At 61.4% G+C, this 15,908-nt stretch carries 14 protein-coding genes and 1 tRNA gene; 5 read left to right on the top strand and 10 right to left on the bottom strand.

From position 1 onward, the window contains the following. Positions 1-133 precede the first annotated feature (133 nt). The 8 genes from alr to rnr form a co-directional block, all read right to left on the bottom strand. The gene (gene alr / locus U5J94_RS08770; protein WP_322565269.1) at positions 134-1,210 is read right to left on the bottom strand and encodes an alanine racemase; all 1,077 of its coding nucleotides are present in this window, start codon (positions 1,208-1,210) and stop codon (positions 134-136) included. Beyond that, positions 1,207-2,607, bottom strand: a complete 1,401-nt coding sequence (gene dnaB / locus U5J94_RS08765) for a replicative DNA helicase (RefSeq protein ID WP_322565268.1) — start codon at positions 2,605-2,607, stop codon at positions 1,207-1,209. Before dnaB ends, alr begins: the two co-directional genes overlap by 4 nt. Before the next feature lie 265 nt (positions 2,608-2,872). Next, the gene (gene rplI / locus U5J94_RS08760) at positions 2,873-3,322 is read right to left on the bottom strand and encodes a 50S ribosomal protein L9 (RefSeq protein WP_322565267.1); all 450 of its coding nucleotides are present in this window, start codon (positions 3,320-3,322) and stop codon (positions 2,873-2,875) included. Between the two features lie 56 nt (positions 3,323-3,378). Continuing rightward, positions 3,379-4,308 carry a DUF2232 domain-containing protein gene (locus tag U5J94_RS08755; protein WP_322565266.1) on the bottom strand — a complete coding sequence of 310 codons (930 nt, stop codon included), beginning with the start codon at positions 4,306-4,308 and terminating at the stop codon, positions 3,379-3,381. A gap of 33 nt (positions 4,309-4,341) precedes the next feature. Continuing rightward, positions 4,342-4,572, bottom strand: a complete 231-nt coding sequence (gene rpsR, locus U5J94_RS08750; RefSeq protein ID WP_322565265.1) for a 30S ribosomal protein S18 — start codon at positions 4,570-4,572, stop codon at positions 4,342-4,344. Between the two features lie 48 nt (positions 4,573-4,620). Continuing rightward, complete coding sequence (rpsF, locus tag U5J94_RS08745; protein WP_322565264.1) at positions 4,621-4,977, bottom strand: 30S ribosomal protein S6; 357 nt, start codon at positions 4,975-4,977, stop codon at positions 4,621-4,623. Positions 4,978-5,336: 359 nt separating this feature from the next. Continuing rightward, positions 5,337-6,080 (bottom strand): 23S rRNA (guanosine(2251)-2'-O)-methyltransferase RlmB, encoded by a 744-nt coding sequence (gene rlmB / locus U5J94_RS08740; protein ID WP_322565263.1) that lies wholly within the window; start codon positions 6,078-6,080, stop codon positions 5,337-5,339. A 12-nt stretch (positions 6,081-6,092) separates the two neighbouring features. Next, positions 6,093-8,549 (bottom strand): ribonuclease R, encoded by a 2,457-nt coding sequence (gene rnr / locus U5J94_RS08735; RefSeq protein ID WP_322565262.1) that lies wholly within the window; start codon positions 8,547-8,549, stop codon positions 6,093-6,095. A 135-nt stretch (positions 8,550-8,684) separates the two neighbouring features. On the opposite strand from rnr, the gene U5J94_RS08730 reads away from it, so the two are divergent. From U5J94_RS08730 to modC, 5 genes are all read left to right on the top strand, one after another. Further along, positions 8,685-8,771, top strand: a tRNA-Leu gene (locus U5J94_RS08730). Between the two features lie 142 nt (positions 8,772-8,913). Then, positions 8,914-10,227 (top strand): NAD(P)/FAD-dependent oxidoreductase, encoded by a 1,314-nt coding sequence (locus tag U5J94_RS08725; RefSeq protein ID WP_322565261.1) that lies wholly within the window; start codon positions 8,914-8,916, stop codon positions 10,225-10,227. A gap of 94 nt (positions 10,228-10,321) precedes the next feature. After that, positions 10,322-11,116, top strand: a complete 795-nt coding sequence (gene modA / locus U5J94_RS08720; protein ID WP_322565260.1) for a molybdate ABC transporter substrate-binding protein — start codon at positions 10,322-10,324, stop codon at positions 11,114-11,116. Then, positions 11,113-11,793 carry a molybdate ABC transporter permease subunit gene (gene modB, locus U5J94_RS08715; RefSeq protein WP_322565259.1) on the top strand — a complete coding sequence of 227 codons (681 nt, stop codon included), beginning with the start codon at positions 11,113-11,115 and terminating at the stop codon, positions 11,791-11,793. The genes modA and modB overlap by 4 nt, the downstream gene beginning before the upstream one ends. Continuing rightward, on the top strand, positions 11,790-12,854 hold the full coding sequence (gene modC / locus U5J94_RS08710; RefSeq protein WP_322565258.1) for a molybdenum ABC transporter ATP-binding protein: 1,065 nt from the start codon (positions 11,790-11,792) through the stop codon (positions 12,852-12,854). The genes modB and modC overlap by 4 nt, the downstream gene beginning before the upstream one ends. Positions 12,855-13,391: 537 nt before the next feature. Here the strand turns inward: modC and U5J94_RS08705 are convergent. Both U5J94_RS08705 and U5J94_RS08700 read right to left on the bottom strand, forming a co-directional pair. Further along, entirely contained in the window at positions 13,392-14,705 is a 1,314-nt protein-coding gene (locus U5J94_RS08705; protein WP_322565257.1) for an adenylosuccinate synthase, read from the bottom strand. A 21-nt stretch (positions 14,706-14,726) separates the two neighbouring features. Next, positions 14,727-15,905: an ATP phosphoribosyltransferase regulatory subunit gene (locus tag U5J94_RS08700; RefSeq protein ID WP_322565256.1), complete on the bottom strand. Its 1,179-nt coding sequence runs from the start codon at positions 15,903-15,905 to the stop codon at positions 14,727-14,729. Positions 15,906-15,908 lie beyond the last annotated feature (3 nt).

Raw genomic sequence — 15,908 nt, 5'->3', positions numbered from 1 at the left:
AGTCGCCTCCCACAAGCCCCCCACACACAAGTTGCCTCCCACAAATGCCTTCCACAAGTTACGATGAGGCGATCCGATTCAAGCCCCCTCTCCCTAACCCTTTCCCCAAAGGGGACAGGGAACAGGATCAGCTTCACTCGTGAGTATATTCAAACCCCACCCGCGAGGTCACCTTGCACAACAACTCATAGCCAATCGTCCCCGCCGCTTCGGCGATCGCCTCCACCGGCAGCCCCTCGCCCCAGAGGATCACCTCATCGCCGATGGCCGCCTTGGGACAGTCGCGCAGATCCAGGCAGAGCATGTCCATGGAGACCCGTCCGACGATGGGTACCCGCTTGTTGTTCAGTAACACCGGCGTGCCGCTGGGTACGTGGCGCGGATAGCCGTCGCCGTAGCCGATAGCCACCACCCCGACCGGCATCGGTTCGGGGCAGCGCCAGCTGCCGCCGTAACCGATCGGCTCGCCCGCTTTGTGCGTGTTAATCGCGATGAGCTGCGCGCGCAGGGTCATCACCGGGCGCAGATCGTGCTGTTCGCCGATACTATTATTAAAGGGCGAGACGCCATAGAGCATGATCCCCGGCCGCGCCCAGTCGCTGGCGCTCTGCGCCCAGCCGAGCAGCCCGGCCGAATTGGCGATGCTGCGCGCCGCGACACTCAGCTCATCGAGGCTTTCGAAGCGGCGGATCTGCTCCAGGGTGTAATCGTCGTCGCGATCGTCGGCATTGGCCAGGTGGGTCATCAGTCGCACCGCCCCGACCCGCGGGCAGCTGAGCAGGCGGGTGAGGATCGCTGGCACCTGTTCCGGTGTGACACCCAGACGATGCATGCCGGTGTCGACCTTGAGCCAGACGGTCAGCGCCGGCCCCGATGACGCTTCCAGCATGTCGATCTGCGCGGGATGATGGATCACCGGCTGCAGCTGAAAGCCGTCGATCAGCCGCAACTCGTCGGCCCGGACGAACCCTTCGAGCAGCACGATCGGTTGCGGGATCCCCGCCTCGCGCAGGGCGATCGCCTCGTCGAGACAGGCGACGCCAAAGGCGTCGGCATCGTTCAATGCCTGGGCGACCTCGATCATCCCGTGGCCGTAGCCGTTGGCCTTGATGATCGCCATTAACTTGCTGTCCGGGGCGTGCCGGCGGGCGATGGTCAGATTGTGTTGCAGGGCGCGCAGGTTGAGGGTGGCCCGGGTCGCTCGGGTCATCCACCGGGTCCTTCGAGGTAGTTGTCCCCGGAGATGTAGTTTTCGAATTTGGTGTACTGACCGAGGAAGGTCAGCCGGGTGGTGCCGATGGGGCCGTTACGCTGTTTGGAGATGATGATCTCGGCGGTGCCCTTGTCGGTGCTTTCCTCGTTGTAGACCTCGTCGCGATAGATAAACACGATCACGTCGGCGTCCTGCTCGATGGCGCCCGACTCGCGCAGGTCCGACATGACCGGGCGCTTGTTGGGCCGCTGCTCCAGCGAGCGGTTGAGCTGCGAGAGCGTGATCACCGGCACGTTGAGCTCCTTGGCCAGCCCCTTGAGGCCGCGCGAGATCTCGGAGATCTCGGTGGCGCGGTTTTCGGTGCTGCCGCCCACCTGCATCAGCTGCAGATAGTCGATCACGATCAGGCCCAGGTCGTGCTCGCGCTTGATGCGCCGCGCGCGGGAGCGGATCTCCATGGGAGTGAGTCCCGGCGTGTCATCAATAAAAATCGGGGCCTCGTTGAGTATGCCCACCGCCGAGGTCAGCCGCGGCCAGTCGGCGTCGTCCAGCTTGCCGGTGCGGATCTTGTGCTGATCGATGCGTCCCAGCGAGGACATCATGCGCATTACCAGTTGCTCGCCGGGCATCTCCATACTGAACACGGCCACCGGCGTCTGATGCTTGATGGCGGCGTTCTCCACCAGGTTCATGGCGAAGGAGGTCTTGCCCATGGAGGGGCGCCCGGCGATGATGATCAGATCGGAATTTTGCAGCCCCGAGGTCATGTCATCGAAATCGGTGTAGCCGGTCGGTACCCCGGTATAGGCCGAACTGCTCTGGTAGAGGGTGTCGATGCGATCCACCGCCTTGACCAGCAGCTCCTTGATACCGACGTAACCTGAGCGGTTGTGGGCGCCCTGCTCGGCGATGTCGAACACCGCCTTCTCGGCCTGATCCAGCACCTCGGCGCTGCTGCGCCCCTCGGGGTTATAGGCCAGGTTACCAATCTCGGTGGCCACCCGGGTCAGCTGGCGCAGCACCGAGCGCTCGCGCACGATGGCGGCGTAGGCCTTGATGTTGGCGGCGGTGGGGGTGTTCTTGGCCAGCCCGCCCAGATAACTCATGCCGCCGGCGGCATCCAGCTGGTTGCGCTGTTGCAGCCATTCGGAGAGGGTCACCACGTCGCAGGGGTTGGCTTCTTCGGCCAGGGCGGCGATGGCGCTGAAGATCAGGCGGTGATCCCGGCGGTAGAAGTCGCTCTCGTTGACCTGCTCGACCACCTGATCCCAGCTGCTGTTGTCGATCATCAGCCCGCCGAGCACGGCCTGCTCCGCCTCGATGGAGTGCGGCGGTACCTTGAGTGCGTCTGTCGCCTGATCCGAGCCGGCGACCGAATAAATAGCGTCAGGCATGATGATTAATCGTTATAGTCCCATCGCCTTCGGGCCGCCGGGGCGTGAGCGCCCGGACCTGCCGAAGAAAAATTTAGCCGGATGATTGACCCTGCCTCCGCATCGCGGAGGCCCTGAGCATAGCACAACCCCGCCGCCGATCGGATCGCTTCGAAAGGGGTTTATTTGGGTTGATGGGCTTGACAGGCGATGGCGCACGGCAGCGTTGTGCCGTGCGTCACAGAAGACCTCAAGACGGGCGGGACGGGCCCCGCCCGGGGATCGCCTATTCGGCTTCGACCACCAGGTTGATCGGCTGCATCACCTCGGCGTGCAGCTGCAGCTCGACCTGGTATTCGCCAGTCAGACGAATCGGGCCTTCGGGCAGGTTCACTTCGCGTTTTTCCAGCTCGACGCCGGCCGCGGTCACCGCGTCGGCGATGTCGGCCACGGCCACGGAGCCGAATAGCTTGCCTTCCTCACCGGCGTGAGCCTGGATGGTCACCTGACCCAGTGCGGCGATCTGCTCGGCACGGGCCTGGGCGGCGGCCAGCGCTTCGGTGGCGGCTTTTTCCAGCTCGGCGCGACGCGCTTCGAACACCTCAATGTTCTCTTTGGTGGCCGGGACCGCTTTTTTCTGCGGTACCAGATAGTTGCGGCCATAGCCCGGGCGAACGTTAACCTTGTCACCCAGGGTGCCGAGGTTAGCTACGTTTTCCAGCAGAATCACTTCCATTTTTATTACCTCAATACCTGTCGCTAATGTTACGTCGGTTAGATGTTATCGTTTGTTCAGCTCGCCGCCCCGGGTAGCCGGCGGCGAATATCAATCCAGTTATCCAGTATGCCCAGCATGGCGACGGCGATCGCGCCATAGGGCAGTGTAAACAGTAAAACGATATACAACGCCACCACCCAGGGCTGCCCGTTCGCGGTGCGGGCGGCCAGTTGATGGCCGATGGCCAGTCCCTGAAACAGAAATACAGTCAACACCACGATGGCCGCGTTGACCAGCCACTGCCCCGCCAGGCCACCCACAAACTGGGCCAGGGCCACGATCACCAGGCCAATGCCGGCGGCCAGGGTGCCCAGACGCAACTGGTGGAACTCGTGCGGGCTGCCAACTTCGAACAGCCTGGCCTGCCAGTAACGCCCGATCAACACCCCGATTGCGGCACTGAGCACCAGCGAGGCCAGCAACGCACCGGTCATCACCCCGGCCACCTGCTGCAACAGTGCGCGAAACGCCGCCTCGTCCGGAAACTCGACCCCCGCCTCCTTGAGATCCGGGATGATCCGCTGATCGAAATAGGCGCTCCACCACTGGGCGGGATCGCCCAGCAACAGGAACATCAGCCCGATCCCGATCAGCCCCGCCAGTCCGGCCAGGCCCAGCGTCTGGGAGAGAGACTGATGCTGGCGCAGCCACTGGGCCGCCAGCCAGGCCGGCAGCCAGACCGACAGCGCATAACCGATGCCGTAATGCGGACTGCCGATCCCCATTCCCAACAGCGCCAGCGCCGCGGTGGCGCCAAACACAATCAACAGACTCTCGCGGCTGGCCTGGGTCAGGGCCACCAGGGCCACGACCCCGGCGCCGAGATAGCCGAGCGGCCAGCTCAGCGGGAAAAACAGCAACGATACCACCGCCAGTCCGACCACCGCCAGGATGGCCTGGAGCGGACCGCGCATGGCATAACTGGCCAGCGACTGCAGCATCATCACAGGGCCTGTTCGCCAGCGAACAGCGCCAAATCAGTTCTTGTGCGCGTCGCTATACGGCAACAGGGCCAGATACCGGGCACGCTTGACGGCCGTGGACAGCTGGCGCTGAAACCGGGCCTTGGTGCCGGTAATGCGACTGGGAACGATCTTGCCGCTTTCGGTGACATTGGCCTTCAGCAGGCCGAGATCCTTGTAATCGATCTCCTTGATGCCTTCGGCGGTAAAACGACAGAATTTCTTGCGACGGAAAAAACGGGCCATAGTATGAATCCTTAAGTGTCAGCTGATGAATCGTGAGGCAATGCCGGCTCAGGCCGCGCTTGACTCGCTGCTCTCTTCTTCCCGCTCATCTTTGCGGGCCATCGGCGAAGCTTCGGTAATCGCTTCGTCGCGACGGATGATCAGATTGCGAATCACGGCGTCGTTGAAGCGGAAGCCGCTCTCCAGCTCATCGCGGGTTGCCTGATCGCATTCGATGTTCAGCAGCACATAGTGCGCCTTGTGAACTTTTTGAATGGAATAGGCCAGCTGACGACGGCCCCAGTCTTCAACGCGGTGGACCTTGCCACCGTTGCCTTCCACCAGATTGCGATAGCGCTCCAGCATGGCGGGGACCTGTTCACTCTGGTCAGGGTGGACCAGAAACACGATTTCATAGTGACGCATCGACATCTCTTCCTTTCGGTTAAAAGCCCCCCGTCGAACCTCTCGGCCGTGGTGGAGCAAGGAAACCCGCCGGCCTGTCGCAAGCGGGTTGTGTAAAGGTGGCGCATTTTACGCAAGCGGGGGACGCTTTGCAAATCAAGGAGCTAGAGTTCTGAGTTCTGAGTCCTGGAACCTGCACTCCCCCTGTGGGAGCGGGCTACGACCGCGAGCCCCACCCTCGGCCAGAGTCGCGCCCGTGGGGCGCTCCCACCCGCCCTTCGGGCAGGGACGAGGCCCGAGTTACGAGGGACGAGGAAAAGATTGCCGGATCCGCTTACGCTTGATCCGGCCTACCTCACCTAGAAACCACCCCCTGGAACCTAGCCCCTCCTTTGTCGCAACGCCTCATAGAGACAAACCCCGGCACTTACCGACACATTCAGACTCTGTACGGTGCCGATCATCGGCAGTTTGACCAGCTGATCGCAGTGTTCCCGGGTCAGCCGGCGCAGGCCGCGCTCCTCGGCGCCCATCACCAGGGCCAGCGGACCGCGCAGATCGGCCTGATAGAGATCCTGTTCGGCGTCCAGATCGGTGCCAACCAGCCAGATCCCCCGTTCGCGCAGCGCGCGCAGGGTGCGGGCCAGGTTGGTGACCTGGATAAACGGCACCACCTCGGCGGCGCCGCTGGCCACCTTGCGCACGGTGCTGGTCAGGCCGCAGGCGCGATCTTTGGGGGCGATCACCGCCTGCACCCCGGCGGCGTCGGCGGTGCGCAGGCAGGCACCCAGATTGTGCGGATCCTGCACGCCGTCCAGCACCAGCAACAACGGCGGGGTGTCGAGCCGCTCGAGAAGCGCCGTCAGGCTGCGCTCGTCGCCGGGGCCGGGCAGACGGGCCACGGCGGCCACCCCCTGATGGCGGCCGTGGTCGGTCAGTTCGTCCAGGGTCTGACGTTTGACCCGCTCCAGCGGCAGGCCCGCGGCGCGCACCTGCTGTTCCAGCTGCCGGGCCCGCTCATCGCGCCGATCCTGCTCCAGATAGACCTGCTCGATGGTCTCGCTGTCCCGGCTCACCGCCGCCTGCACGGCATGCAGGCCGAAGATCACGTGTTTGTCGCTCATCTGGCGTGCAGATCAGTCCGCCTGGGGGCTTTTGCCGGCGCCGGTTTTCTTCTTGCCGCCGCGCCGGCGGCGGCGGGACGATTTCTTGCCGCTCTTTTTGCCGGGCTCGTCGGCGGCTTTTTTGCCGACCGACTTCTTGCCCGAGGTCTTTTTCTTGCTGGCGGTTTGCTTCTTGCCGGCCGATTTCTTGCGCGAGGTTTTCTTGCCCCCGGCGCCTTTTTTGCCGCCGCCCTGACGCTCGGGCAACTCGCCGCGGAAGGTTTCGCCGCTGAGGCTTTCCAGCAGGGCGAAATCCATCTTGCGCTCTTCGAGATCGACCCGCGCCAGTTTCACCCGCAGGCGATCGCCGAGGCGGAACATCTGCCGCTGGCGTTCGCCGATCAAACGGTGATGGGCCGGATCGAAATGGTAATAGTCATTTTCCAGACTGGTGACATGCACCAGTCCCTCGACAAAGACCTCATCGAGTTCCACAAACAGGCCGAAGCTGGTCACACTGCTGATGGTGCCGGTGTACTCCTCGCCCACCTTGTCCAGCATGAACTCGCACTTGAGCCAGTCCACCGCATCGCGGGTCGCCTCATCGGCGCGCCGCTCGGTCTGGGAGCAATGTTCGCCCAGCCGGCCCATGGCCGTGTGGTCGTAACGAAACTCGCCGCTCTTTTTGCGTTTGAAGAAGCCGGTCTTCTTGTGTTGCAGGACATGGCGAATCGCGCGATGCACCAGCAGATCCGGATAACGGCGGATCGGCGAGGTAAAGTGAGCATAGGCATCGAAGGCCAGACCGAAGTGGCCGAGGTTGTCGGGAGTGTAGACCGCCTGCTGCAGGGTGCGCAGCATCACCGTCTGGATCAGATGCGCATCGGGGCGTTCGGCGATCTGTTCCAGCAGTTTGGCGAAATGCTTGCTTGCCGGTTTGTCGCCACCGCCCAGCTTGAGGCCGAACTCGCCGAGAAATTCACGCAGAGCCTCGAGTTTTTCCGGCTTGGGGCCTTCATGGACGCGGTACAGGGCGGGAACCTTGCTTTCCAGCAGGAACCGGGCCGTGGCCACGTTGGCGATGATCATGCACTCCTCGATCAGCTTGTGCGCGTCATTGCGCTGGGTGGGCACGATGGATTCGATCTTGCGCTCTTCACCGAAGACGATGCGGGTCTCGGTGGTCTCAAAATCGATGGCGCCGCGCTTGCTGCGCCGTTGGCGCAGGGCGTGATAGAGCTGATAGAGGTTATGCAGCGCCGGCAACAGATCCGCGTATTGACGGGACAGTTCCGGATCCTCGTCCTGCAGAATGCCCCCCACTTCGGTATAGGTCATCCGCGCATGGGAGTGCATCACGGCCGGATAGAAGCTGTAACTTTTGAGGGCGCCCTGCTTGTCGAGCTGCATGTCACACACCATGCACAGGCGATCCACCTTGGGCTTGAGCGAGCAGAGGCCGTTGGAGAGGATCTCCGGCAACATGGGAATCACCCGCTCGGGGAAATAGACCGAGTTGCCGCGCTCGATGGCATCCTTGTCCAGCGGTGTTTCGGGTTCGACATAATGCGAGACGTCGGCGATCGCCACCAGCAAACGCCAGCCCTTGCGGTTGGGTTCACAGTAAACCGCATCGTCAAAATCGCGCGCGTCTTCACCGTCGATGGTGACCAGCGGCAGATGCCGCAGATCCTCGCGACCCTGCTTGTCCTCCTCGCGCACCTCTTCGCGCAGTTCGGCGATCTGCGCCTCGGTTTGCGGCGACCAGACCTGCGGCAGGCCGTGGGAGCGAATGGCAATATCGATCTCCATGCCCGGCGCCATATGCTCGCCGAGCACTTCGACCACCTGGCCGATGGCCTGGCGAAACGGGGTGGGTGGCTGGACGATCTCCACGCTGACGATCTGGTTCTGTTCGGCCGGGCCCATATTCTCTTTGGGCACCAGAATATCCTGGGTAATGCGCTTGTTGTCCGGGACCACAAAGGCGACGCCCCCTTCGACAAACAGGCGCCCGACCATGGTCTTGTGGGCCCGCTCCAGCACCTCGACCACCGCCCCCTCGCGGCGGCCGCGGCGATCGATGCCGGCCACACGGCCCAGCACCCGATCGCCGTGAACGGCGACCCGCATTTCGCGCCCGGAGAGGAACAGATCGTCGGAGCCGTCATCGGGGATCAGAAAGCCGAAGCCGTCGGGATGGCCCTGCACCCGGCCGCGGACCAGGTCCATTTTACTGATCAGGCCGTATTCGCGTTTGCGGTTAAACAACAGCTGGCCGTCGCGCTCCATGGCCCGCAGCCGGCGGCGCAGGCCCTCGAGCTCATCGTCGCTTTCCAGCTTGAGCGCCTCGGCGATGGCTTCACGCGACATGGGGTGCCCGGTTTTTTCGAGCAGATCCATGATGTATTCACGGCTGGGGATGGGGTTTTCGTATTTTTCTGCTTCGCGTTTAGCGTAAGGGTCGTGCTTGTCGGAACGTTGAGTCATGTAATCTTCTTTCTCTCGTTATTTTGTATTCGGTGAGACAATTGGTCTCGTCACCGGCGAATTATGCGTCATTTATCGGAGCAGTGCTCGTGATTGACAATCCCGGGGACTCTCTGTAAAGTGCGCGGCTTCTGAGCCGAGGTGGCGGAATTGGTAGACGCGCTAGCTTCAGGTGCTAGTGGGGGTAACCCCGTGGAGGTTCAAGTCCTCTCCTCGGCACCAATTCTCTCATAAAAGCCCCCTTTCGGGGGCTTTTTTGTTTCTTCCGAAACAAAGTACCATTCTCCCTGTTTGTCTTTCGGGCAAGCATCCCCCCCGGTGCTACACTTTGATAACCTCATTCTCACAGGACGCATAGCGAGCGATGCGCGAATCGGATTTGCACCATATTATTATCGTCGGCGGCGGCGCCGGCGGCCTGGAACTGGCCACCCGCCTGGGCAAGACTCTGGGTAAAAAAGGCCGCGCCCGGATCACCCTGGTGGACGCCAATCGCACACATATCTGGAAACCGCTGCTGCACGAGGTGGCCGCCGGGACCTTTGACGCCTATGAAAACCAGATCGAATACCTGGCCCAGGCGGCGCGCAACCATTTCGAGTTTCGCCTCGGGCGCATGGACCGGCTGGATCGCGCCGCGCGCACCATTTATCTGGCCCCGACCCTGGATGCCAGCGGCAACGAAGTCATTCCCCGACGCGAGTTTCAATACGACACCCTGATTATGGCTGTCGGCAGCGTGAGTAACGATTTCGGTATCGAGGGCGTGCGCGAGCACTGCCTGTTTCTGGATACCAAGCAACAGGCCGAATCGTTCCAGCACCTGCTGCTGGAGAACTTCATGCGCGCCAGCACCCATCCCGATGCGACGCAACAGGGCCAGCTGGATGTGGTGATCGCCGGCGGCGGCGCCACCGGCATCGAACTCTCCGCCCAGTTGCACAAGGTCTCGCGGCTGATTACCGCCTACGGTATCGATCAGATCAATCCGGCCGATGTGCGCATTACCATTGTCGAAGCCGCCGATCGGATCCTGCCCGGCCTGCCGCCCCGCCTGTCGCAGGCCACCGAGATGGAACTGGACAAACTCCATATCGCCGTGCTCAAGGGCGAACGGGTGGTCAAGGTCAGCGCCGAAGCGCTGTATACCGAAAGCGGGCGCGAGATCCAGGCGCCAATCAAGGTCTGGGCCGCCGGCATCAAGGCGCCCGATTTTCTCGCCGACATCGACGGTCTGGAAACCAACCGCGCCAATCAACTGGTCGTCGACCAGACTCTGCAAACCACCCGCGATGAGAATATTTTCGCCTTCGGCGATTGCGCCGCCTGCCCCTGGCCACAGATGGAGACCAATGTGCCGCCCCGGGCCCAGGCCGCGCATCAACAGGCCGCCGTGCTGATCAAGAGCATGAAGCGTCGTCTGGCGGGCACACCGTTGCCGACATTTCACTATCGCGATTACGGCTCGCTGGTCTCGCTGGGCAAGTACAGTACCGTGGGCAACCTGATGGGAAATCTGACCGGCAGCATCATGGTCGAGGGCTTTGTGGCGCGGATGGTTTACCTGTCGTTATACAAGCTGCACCAGTTCGCGCTGTTCGGTTTTTACCGCACCATGATGATCTCCATCGCCAACCGCTTCCGGGCCACGGTCGAGCCGGAGATCAAGCTGCACTAGGTACAAAGCGGCAAACGGCAGGGCTCCTTACTTTTTAAATTCTACTGGAAATAACGCAGAGGGCGCAGAGGCGCAAAGGACGCGGAGTAAAGCATTGTTAAAAACGTCATTGACCATCATCGTTAAACAAACTGGTCGTGTCGCGCTAATAGTCATTCTGCTGAGCGGCGCCCTGATTCAACAGGTCAATGCGGAGACCCTGCGGGTGGCGGTGGCGGCGAATTTCAAGACCACATTGGAGGCATTGGCCCGTGACTTTGAAGCCAACAGCGAACATCGGCTGGTACTCGCCAGCGGCTCGACCGGCAAGCATTACGCGCAGATCCTCAACGGCGCGCCGTTTGATCTGTTTTTTGCCGCCGATGTGCGCCGCCCCGCGTTACTCGAGGAACAACAACGCAGTGTCCCGAACAGTCGTTTTACTTACGCGCTTGGCAAACTGGCGTTATGGAGTCCAAAAGCGGATTACGTGGATCGCGAAGGCGCGATACTGGCGAGCGGCGATTTCCGGCGGCTGGCGATGGCCAATCCGCGCCTGGCGCCTTACGGACTGGCGGCGAAACAGGTGCTGAAACGACGCGGTTTGTACGCGACATTGCAGCCTCGAATTGTGCGCGGCGAGAGTATCGCCCAGACCTTTCAGTTTGTCGCCAGCGGTAACGCGCAGCTGGGCTTTGTCGCGCTGTCGCAACTGCAAGGCACGGGCATAAGCAAACAGGGCTCGAGGTGGACCATTCCCCAATCGCTGTATGATCCGATCGAACAGCAGGCGTTGATGTTGAACGACACGCCGGCCGCCCGGGCGTTTATCACTTATATAAAAAGTGAACCCGCCGGCCGGATCATGCGCCGGTTCGGCTACGCCGCCCCGTCACAGGAGAGGGAATGATCAGCGCTAACGACCTGCAGGCCCTGTGGATCACGCTCCAGCTGGCCACCCTCACGACGCTGATATTATTGCTGCTCGGCACGCCGCTGGCCTGGTGGCTGGCCCACAGTCGTCGGCGTTTCAAACCGGTGATCGAGGCGGTGATCGCCCTGCCGCTGGTGCTGCCGCCCACGGTGCTCGGGTTTTATCTTTTGCTGGCGCTGGGACCGCGGGGGATCTTCGGCCAGACCGCCGACGCGCTGGGACTGGGTTCGCTGGCCTTTACTTTCAGCGGGCTGGTGATCGGTTCGGTGTTCTATTCCCTGCCGTTCGTGGTACAGCCGCTGCAAAATACCTTTGCCGCCATCGGTCGCCGGCCGCTGGAGGTCGCCGCCACCCTGCGCGCTTCTCCACTGGATCGGTTTGTCAGCGTGATCATTCCCCTCGCGCGCCCCGGCTTTATTACCGCCGCGATTCTCGGCTTTGCGCATACGGTCGGGGAATTTGGCGTGGTGCTGATGATCGGCGGCAACATTCCGGGCGAAACCCAGGTGCTGTCGATTGCGATTTATGATCATGTCGAGGCAGTGGATTACGCCAGCGCCCACTGGCTGGCCGGCGGGCTGCTGCTGGCCTCGTTTGTGCTGTTGTTGCTGGTTTATCGCTATAACCGGCGTCTGCAGGTACTGCCCGCATGACGCTGCAGGCCCGCTTTCAACTCACCCGCGGAGATTTCACGCTACAGGCCGAATTCAGTGCGCCGGCGCAGGGCATCACCGCCCTGTTCGGCCCGTCGGGCTGCGGCAAGACCACCCTGTTACGCTGCATTGCCGGCCTGGAGCCGATGGCCCGCGGCAGCGTGAAACTGGATCATACCACCTGGCAGGACGAAAACACCTTTGTGCCGGTGCACCGGCGCGGCATCGGTTATGTCTTTCAGGAGGCCAACCTGTTCGCGCATCTGTCGGTGCGCGACAACCTGCTCTACGGCTATCGCCGTAGCGGCGGCGAACAGGCCGGCGTGGATCCCGACCACATTGCCGACCTGTTAGGTATCGACAGATTACAGGCACGTTCTGCGACAAATTTATCCGGGGGCGAACGCCAGCGGGTGGCGATCGGTCGCGCCCTGCTGTCGGCGCCGCGATTATTATTAATGGATGAACCGCTGGCCGCGCTGGATCGCGACAGTAAAAACGCCATCATGGCCTGCCTGCAGCAGCTGTCGCAGGCGCTGTCGATCCCGGTGCTGTACGTCAGCCACGATCACAGTGAAGTGGCGCAACTGGCGCAACAGATGATCATGTTAAACGGCGGCCGGGTCCAGGCCACCGGCAGCGTGATCGAGTTGTTAAACCGGCTCGATCTGCCCCTGGCCCATGCGCCCGATGCCGAGACCATCGTGGAAGCCACGGTCGACGCGCACGATGATCAATACGGTTTGAGCTATCTCGAGTTCGCCGGCGGAAGACTGACCGTCACACAGGCCGACTTGCCGGTGGGTCAAGCGGTACGGGTGCGTCTGCAGGCGCGGGATATCAGTCTGACCTTGGCGCAACAAACGGACACCAGCATTCTTAACATCTTTCCTGTCACCGTCGAGGCCGTCGCCGAAGAGCCCCCGGCCCAGCAACTGGTCAAACTCAATGCCAACGGCGCCAGCCTGCTCGCTCGGATCACCCGCAAGTCCGCCGAGCATCTGGGATTGGCAGTTGGCAAGCAGGTTTATGCGCAGGTGAAAAGCGTTGCACTGGTATAAGTTCTGAGTACTTAGTACTTAGTACTTAGTACTTAGTACTTAGTACTCAGGGTGTAGGTCAGGTTGCGCATAGCGCTACCTGACATTCCATCTATCGGGCTATTTTTTACTACGAAGACACGAAGTCTCGAAGTGGATTAATTTTTTCTTCGTGCCTTCGCGTCTTCGTGGTAACGCTTTTATAAAAATTCATACACGGTTTACCGTGCCAACCCATCACATCTCTGCAGGAGCGGCTGCGCCGCGACAGACCTCGCCGATTGCACGGGCTTTTATCGCGCCAAAGGCGCTCCTACGGTCCATGAGACAGGCTTTATTCTTTCTATCTCGGTATCGACCTTAAGGGATAGTATCTAGCTATTTTTACCACGAAGACACGAAGTCTCGAAGCGGATGAATTTCTCCTTCGTGTCTTCGCGTCTTCGTGGTGAGATTTTTTATAAAATCCAGGCATCATGCAGGCCTCGCCAGACCGGATTGCCGGACACCGCTTCGCTATGTCCGGCCTACCTCTACTGTTTAACGGCCGTGAAGCCGTTAAACATCGTACGGATGACGGAGAATGATGGTTTCGCTGCGTTCGGGGCCGGTGGAGATGATGTCGACCGGGGTGCCGGTGACCTCCTCGATACGCTTGAGATAGGCCCTGGCGTTGGCCGGCAGGTCGTCGTAGCTTTTCAGACCGACGGTGGATTCCTGCCAGCCCGGTATGGCTTCGTAAACCGGTTCGCAGCTTTCAAATGCTTCGGCGCCGACCGGCGGGGTGTCACGGACTTGACCGTTACAGTTGTAGCCCACACAGATCTGAATCTGATCCAGACCGTCCAGCACGTCCATCTTGGTGATGCACAGTCCGCTGACACTGTTGATCAATACCGAACGGCGCAGCGCCACGGCATCGAACCAGCCGCAACGACGCGGGCGACCGGTAGTGGAGCCGAATTCGTGACCGCGTTCGGCCAGCCGCGCGCCGACTTCATCCATTAACAGATTGCCGTCGTACAGTTCCGTGGGGAACGGGCCGGAGCCGACCCGGGTGGTATAGGCCTTGGTGATCCCGAGCACGTAATCGAGATTGCGCGGGCCCATGCCGCTGCCGGTACTCGCGCCGCCGGCGGTGGTGTTGGACGAGGTGACAAACGGGTAGGTGCCGTGATCGATATCCAGCAACGCCCCCTGGGCACCTTCGAACATGATGTTGTTGCCGGCCTGCATGTGCTGGTTAAGCAATTCGGGAATATCCGCCACCAGCGGTTGCAGCTCTTCGCGCATGGCCAGGCTCTGGTCCAGCACTTGCTGGAAGTCGACCGGTTCGCTCTTGAAGTAATGTTGCAAGGCAAAATTATGATAATCGAGTACTTCGCCGAGCTTGGCCGCAAAACGTTCGCGGTGAAACAGATCACCGAGACGCAGGCCACGGCGGGCGACCTTGTCCTCGTAAGCCGGGCCGATGCCGCGGCCGGTGGTGCCGATGGCTTTTTTGCCGCGCGCCACCTCGCGGGCATGATCCAGTGCCACATGATAGGGCAGGATCAGCGGACAGGCTTCGCTGATGCGCAGTCGCTCCCGGGCCGGGACGCCTTCGTTCTCGAGCATCTTCAGTTCATCGAGCAACGCTTCGGGCGAGAGCACCACGCCGTTACCGATCAGGCACTGCACGTTTTCGCGTAGCACGCCCGACGGGATCAGGTGCAGCACGGTTTTCTTGTCGCCGATCACCAGGGTGTGGCCGGCATTGTGCCCGCCCTGGAATCGCACCACGGCGGAAGCCCGATCGGTCAACAGATCGACGATCTTGCCTTTACCTTCATCTCCCCACTGGGTCCCGATAATGACGACATTCTTGCCCATGACTTCAGCCTGTTGTAGTTATCAAATCGTTGTAATCTGCCATGCCTTGCCGTCCCTGACCAGCTTGCGATCACAGCCCAGTTGCTGCGGATCACTGTTGTCGCCCGGCAGGGCGCTGATCACCCGCTCTCCCTGCCGGCGAAGTTGTTCAATCGTGTCACGCAAACCGGCGTCATTGTCACCCGGTGCGTAAATCGCACCGGGCGTTGCGCTTTGATCTTCGCCCAGATCGATCAGCGTCTTGAGATCCGTGCTGAAACCGGTTGCCGGCCGAGCACGACCAAAGACCTGACCGATATCATCATAGCGTCCGCCCTGGGCGATGGACTGGCCACAACCCGGTACATAGGCGGCAAACACGACACCGGTGTGATAATTGTAACCGCGGAGCTCCGCCAGATCGAAATGCAGCGGAATGGATGGCTCGCAGCTTTTGATCTGTTCGGCCACGGCCTGCAGGTTATCCAGTGCCTGGCTCACGCCCTCGCCGGCGAAGGCCAGTAGACGACGCGCCTCCCCGATGACGCTCTCATCACCGTTCAGTTGCGCCAGTCCCAACAGCCCTTTGGCAATCTTCTTGTCGACAGCACTTTTGTCCAGCAACTGTTCGATCTCGGGAATGGCCTTGCGTTGCAAGGCATCGAACAGTTCACTCTCCTGTTCAGCCGACAACTGTGCCGCGCGCACCAGTTGCCGGTAGATACCCACATGACCCAGATCAAAATAGAGATCACGAATATTGCTTCGCCGCAGGGTCTCCAGCATCAGGCGGAACACTTCGACGTCGCTTTCGCTGCCGCTGTGGCCATAGAGTTCGGCGCCCACCTGGATCGGGCTGCGCGAACCGGCGAAGCCGTCCGATCGGGTGTGCAACACCGAGCCGATATAACACAGCCGGGTGGGACAATCTTTTTTTAATGTATGGGCATCGATGCGCGCTACCTGCGGCGTCATGTCGGCGCGCAGGCCCATCAGTTTGCCGGTCAGCTGATCGGTCAGCTTGAAAGTCTGCAAATCGAGATCGTGGCCGGTGCCGGTCAGCAATGAATCGAGGTATTCGATCATCGGCGGCATCACCAGCTCATAGCCCCAGCCGGCATACAGATCGAGCAGCCGCCGACGCAACGCCTCGAGCCGGCGCGCCTGTTGCGGCAGGACCTCCTCGATCCCTTCCGGTAACAACCAACGATCGGATTTCATTCT

The organism is Thiohalophilus sp. (assembly GCF_034522235.1).
Lineage (GTDB): Bacteria > Pseudomonadota > Gammaproteobacteria > UBA6429 > Thiohalophilaceae > Thiohalophilus.
Note: the sequence above shows the minus strand (reverse complement) of the source record. Positions and strands in the feature narration are given on the sequence as shown.

Excerpts from the sequence above, each read along its gene's own strand:
- alr (WP_322565269.1), bottom strand. The coding sequence starts at position 1,210 with ATGACCCGAGCGACCCGGGCCACCCTCAACCTGCGCGCCCTGCAACAC.
- dnaB (WP_322565268.1), bottom strand. The coding sequence starts at position 2,607 with ATGCCTGACGCTATTTATTCGGTCGCCGGCTCGGATCAGGCGACAGAC.
- rplI (WP_322565267.1), bottom strand. The coding sequence starts at position 3,322 with ATGGAAGTGATTCTGCTGGAAAACGTAGCTAACCTCGGCACCCTGGGT.
- U5J94_RS08755 (WP_322565266.1), bottom strand. The coding sequence starts at position 4,308 with ATGATGCTGCAGTCGCTGGCCAGTTATGCCATGCGCGGTCCGCTCCAG.
- rpsR (WP_322565265.1), bottom strand. The coding sequence starts at position 4,572 with ATGGCCCGTTTTTTCCGTCGCAAGAAATTCTGTCGTTTTACCGCCGAA.
- rpsF (WP_322565264.1), bottom strand. The coding sequence starts at position 4,977 with ATGCGTCACTATGAAATCGTGTTTCTGGTCCACCCTGACCAGAGTGAA.
- rlmB (WP_322565263.1), bottom strand. The coding sequence starts at position 6,080 with ATGAGCGACAAACACGTGATCTTCGGCCTGCATGCCGTGCAGGCGGCG.
- rnr (WP_322565262.1), bottom strand. The coding sequence starts at position 8,549 with ATGACTCAACGTTCCGACAAGCACGACCCTTACGCTAAACGCGAAGCA.
- U5J94_RS08725 (WP_322565261.1), top strand. The coding sequence starts at position 8,914 with ATGCGCGAATCGGATTTGCACCATATTATTATCGTCGGCGGCGGCGCC.
- modB (WP_322565259.1), top strand. The coding sequence starts at position 11,113 with ATGATCAGCGCTAACGACCTGCAGGCCCTGTGGATCACGCTCCAGCTG.
- modC (WP_322565258.1), top strand. The coding sequence starts at position 11,790 with ATGACGCTGCAGGCCCGCTTTCAACTCACCCGCGGAGATTTCACGCTA.
- U5J94_RS08705 (WP_322565257.1), bottom strand. The coding sequence starts at position 14,705 with ATGGGCAAGAATGTCGTCATTATCGGGACCCAGTGGGGAGATGAAGGT.
- U5J94_RS08700 (WP_322565256.1), bottom strand. The coding sequence starts at position 15,905 with ATGAAATCCGATCGTTGGTTGTTACCGGAAGGGATCGAGGAGGTCCTG.